Below are 3,864 nucleotides of genomic sequence, written 5' to 3'. Positions count from 1 at the left end.
GCGGGTGCTCGCCGACCTCGGAGCCGCGGACGCGCCGCTCGTCGAGACCAGTGGCGTGGTGGAGCGGGTGAGGAGGACGAAGGACAGTGTCGAGATCGGTCTCATCGAGCGTGCCTGCCGGGTCGTCGACGACGCCTGGACCCATGTGCTCGCCCACGGCGTACTCGCCCCGGGCCGCAGCGAGCGTGAGGTCGCAGCGGACCTCGAACACGCCATGCGACGGGCTGGTTCGGACGGCGTCGCGTTCGAGACCATCGTCGCCTCGGGTCCCAACGGGGCGTTCCCGCACCACGTCCCGGGGGACAGGCGGCTCGCCCCCGGCGATCTCGTGGTCGTCGATTTCGGTGCGACCGTCTCCGGCTACGCCTCGGACTGCACCCGCACGGTGGCGTTCGCGGGCGCCGCGGACAGGCTCCTCGACGCCTACGAGGTGGTCAGTCGCGCGCATCGCGCCGGTGTGTCCGCGGTTCGGGAGGGACTGGCCTGCGGGGAACTCGACGGCGTGAGCCGGGGCATCATCTCCGACGCGGGGTTCGGCGAGCACTTCGGCCATTCGCTGGGTCACGGCGTGGGACTGGATGTCCACGAAGCGCCCGCGGTGTCCACCAGGTCCGCGAGTACACTGTCCGACGGCGATGTGATCACCATCGAGCCGGGGATCTACCTCCCCGGGCTCGGCGGGATCCGAATCGAGGACACCGTGGCCGTCACCGGCGGGAGCGGTAGATCCCTGACCACCACGTCGACGGCGCTGACCGTGCTCTGAGCCGCCGTCCCACAGAACATCCGCGCGGCGCCGGTCCACTGCCGCCCGCCGACGACTCGCGAAGGAGAACCGACCATGGCGTCCACCGCCGATTTCAAGAACGGCCTCGTCCTCAAGGAGGAGGGGAACCTGTGGCAGATCCAGGAGTTCCAGCACGTCAAGCCGGGTAAGGGCCCCGCCTTCGTCCGCACGAAGATCAAGAACGTCGTTTCCGGCAAGATCGTCGACAAGACCTACAACGCCGGGGTCAAGGTGGAGACCGCGACGGTGGACCGCCGCGACATGACCTTTCTATACCGCGACGGGGAGGACTACGTCCTCATGGACGAGAAGGACTTCGAGCAGATCAACGTCTCGCCCGCCGTGATGGGGGACGGTGCCCGCTTCCTCCTGGAGAACACCAGCGTCCAGGTCTCGATGCACGAGGGCGTGCCGCTGTTCGCCGAGATGCCCGTCGCGGTGGACCTGGTGGTCCAGCACACCGATCCGGGTCTCCAGGGTGACCGGTCGACCGGCGGCACCAAGCCCGCCACACTCGAGACCGGTGCCGAGGTCCACGTCCCGCTGTTCATCAACACGGGCGACAAGCTCCGCATCGACACCCGCGACGGCCGGTACCTCAGCCGGGTGAACGACTGACCATGGCGGACGAGGCAGATCACCGGCGCCGGGGATCGAGATTCCGTGCGCGCAAGCGAGCGGTGGCCCTGCTGTTCGAGGCGGAACTCCGCGACGCCGATGTGGTGGCACTCGCGGAGGAGCGCCGGCGGATGGGCGAGGAGTCGCAGGAGTTCCACGACGTGGCGTCGTACACCATGGAGATCGTCACGGGCGTGGCGCAGCGGCTGGACCGTCTCGACTCGATGATCTCCGAGCACCTGCGGGACTGGACCCTCGAGCGCCTGCCGGCCGTGGACCGGGCGGTGCTGCGGGCGGGAGCGTGGGAGCTGCTGTTCGGGACCGAGGACGTGGACGCGGCGATCGTGATCGACCAGTCCGTGCTGCTGATCTCGGACCTGTCGGCCGAGAAGTCGGTTCCCTACGTCAACGCCGTCCTCGACCGCGTCGCCGGTCTCGCCGAGCACATCCGGGCCGCCGAACGCGCGGTGTCCTCGCTCGATCCGGCGCCGACCGCGCACGTGTCGGAGCCCACCCCCGACCCGCCGGGGCCGGGGGCCGGGGACTGATAGGGTTCAACCCGAAAGCTATCCCTTTAACGAGCCGTCCAGAGAGGCGGACAAGGAGGTGGTGATCGGTGAGTACTGACGGTCCGGAGTCGACCTCGGTTTCACTCTTCACGTCTGACGACGTCGCCAGGACGGTGTCCCGACTGGCCCATCAGATCATCGAACGCACGGCCGCGGACTCCCCGGATTCGGGTCCCGTCCTCCTGCTCGGTATCCCGACCCGCGGGGTGCCCCTCGCCCATCGGCTGGCCGAGCGCATCCGCGAGTTCAGCGGAGCCGCGGTGCACGCCGGCTCGTTGGACGTCACCCTGTACCGGGACGACCTCGCCGGGGGACCGCACCGCCCCATGAGCCCCACCACGGTCCCGCCGGACGGGGTCGACGGGGCGACCGTGATCCTGGTCGACGACGTCCTGTTCTCCGGCCGCACCATCCGGGCGGCGTTCGACGCGCTCCGAGACCTCGGGCGGCCCGCGCGCGTCCAACTCGCCGTCCTGGTCGACCGCGGGCACCGAGAACTGCCGATCCGTGCCGACTACGTGGGCAAGAACGTCCCCACCTCGCGTGAGGAGGGCGTCTCCGTCCGACTCGTGGAGACGGACGGGGTCGACACTGTGGTCCTGCGTCGGCCGACTCCGGAGGACACCCTGTGAAGCATCTCCTCTCCGCCGCCGATCTCGACCGCGACGCGGCGCTGTCGATCCTCGACGAGGCGGACCGTCTCAAGGAGGCGCTCCTCGGCCGCGAGGTGCGCAAGCTCCCGACCCTCCGGGGCAAGACCGTGCTGACCGTCTTCTACGAGAACTCCACGCGGACCCGGGTCTCCTTCGAGACCGCCGGAAAGTGGATGAGTGCCGACGTGATCAACGTCTCCGCGAGCGCCTCCTCGGTGCAGAAGGGCGAATCCCTCCGTGACACCGCCATGACGCTGACCGCCGTAGGGGCCGACGCGCTCATCGTCCGCCATCCGGCCTCGGGATCGGCCCTCCAGATCGCCGGGTGGGTGGCCCCCGGAGGCGCCGGCCCCTCGGTCATCAACGCCGGTGACGGGATGCACGAGCACCCGACCCAGGCTCTGCTCGACGCGATGACCATCCGGGAACGTCTGGGGGGGATCGAGGGCCGCCGCGTGGTGATCGTCGGCGACATCCTGCACTCCCGGGTCGCGCGGTCGAATGCGCTGCTGTTGTCGACCCTCGGCGCCGAGGTCGTACTGGTCGCCCCGCCCACCCTGCTCCCGGTGGGCGTCGGACACTGGCCGGTCAGGGTGTCCACCGACCTCGACGACGAACTGCCTGGCGCGGACGCGGTGATGATGCTGCGCGTGCAGGCCGAACGGATGAACGGCGGCTTCTTCCCGTCCGCCCGCGAGTACGCGGTGCGCTACGGCCTGGGACCCGCCCGCGCGGCCCGGTTGCGCGAGAACGCGGTCGTCCTCCATCCCGGCCCGATGGTCCGGGGGATGGAGATCGGCTTCGACACGGCCGACGCGCCGTCCGCGGCGATCCTCCAACAGGTCACCAACGGAGTCCACGTGCGGATGTCGATACTGCTCCACACCCTCGTCGGAACGGAAGGAAACCCCGAGTGAACGCCCACCACCACCCGACCCTGTTACTGCGCCGGGTCCGGCCCTACGGGGAGGGCGACCCCGTCGACGTGCTGGTCAGGGACGGGCTCGTCGCCGCGATCGGGCCCGACGCCGGCGCCGACCTGCCCGGTGACGCGGAGGTCCACGACCTGGGCGGCGCCGTCCTGCTGCCCGGGTTCGTCGACCTCCACACCCATCTCCGCGAACCCGGACGCGAGGACACCGAGACCGTCGCCACCGGGTCGGCAGCCGCGGCGCGAGGCGGATACACCGCTGTGTTCGCCATGGCCAACACCCAGCCGCCGCAGGACAACCAGACG

General features: G+C 70.2%; 6 protein-coding genes. All 6 read left to right on the top strand.

Features of this window, described 5'->3' with window-relative positions:
* Positions 1 to 766 (top strand): M24 family metallopeptidase (locus G6019_RS07330; protein ID WP_182627309.1); only part of this gene is annotated, 766 nt, incomplete at its 5' end.
* Between the two features lie 75 nt (positions 767 to 841).
* Entirely contained in the window at positions 842 to 1,405 is a 564-nt protein-coding gene (gene efp, locus G6019_RS07325; RefSeq protein ID WP_107756532.1) for an elongation factor P, read from the top strand.
* A gap of 2 nt (positions 1,406 to 1,407) precedes the next feature.
* Positions 1,408 to 1,953, top strand: a complete 546-nt coding sequence (nusB, locus tag G6019_RS07320; RefSeq protein ID WP_182612037.1) for a transcription antitermination factor NusB — start codon at positions 1,408 to 1,410, stop codon at positions 1,951 to 1,953.
* A gap of 68 nt (positions 1,954 to 2,021) precedes the next feature.
* Positions 2,022 to 2,606 (top strand): bifunctional pyr operon transcriptional regulator/uracil phosphoribosyltransferase PyrR, encoded by a 585-nt coding sequence (gene pyrR / locus G6019_RS07315; RefSeq protein WP_182612038.1) that lies wholly within the window; start codon positions 2,022 to 2,024, stop codon positions 2,604 to 2,606.
* Positions 2,603 to 3,544: an aspartate carbamoyltransferase catalytic subunit gene (locus tag G6019_RS07310; RefSeq protein WP_107756529.1), complete on the top strand. Its 942-nt coding sequence runs from the start codon at positions 2,603 to 2,605 to the stop codon at positions 3,542 to 3,544. Before pyrR ends, G6019_RS07310 begins: the two co-directional genes overlap by 4 nt.
* A partial coding sequence (locus G6019_RS07305) for an amidohydrolase family protein (RefSeq protein ID WP_182627307.1) occupies positions 3,541 to 3,864 on the top strand: 324 nt, incomplete at its 3' end. The genes G6019_RS07310 and G6019_RS07305, both read left to right, overlap by 4 nt.

The organism is Dietzia sp. DQ12-76 (assembly GCF_014145045.1).
Taxonomy (GTDB): domain Bacteria; phylum Actinomycetota; class Actinomycetes; order Mycobacteriales; family Mycobacteriaceae; genus Dietzia.
The sequence above is the reverse complement of the archived record's forward strand: the minus strand, read 5'-3'. Positions and strand labels throughout refer to the sequence as shown.

Bases quoted from the DNA above. Each gene is read 5' to 3' on its own strand.
- nusB (WP_182612037.1), top strand. From the start codon at position 1,408: ATGGCGGACGAGGCAGATCACCGGCGCCGGGGATCGAGATTCCGTGCG.
- efp (WP_107756532.1), top strand. From the start codon at position 842: ATGGCGTCCACCGCCGATTTCAAGAACGGCCTCGTCCTCAAGGAGGAG.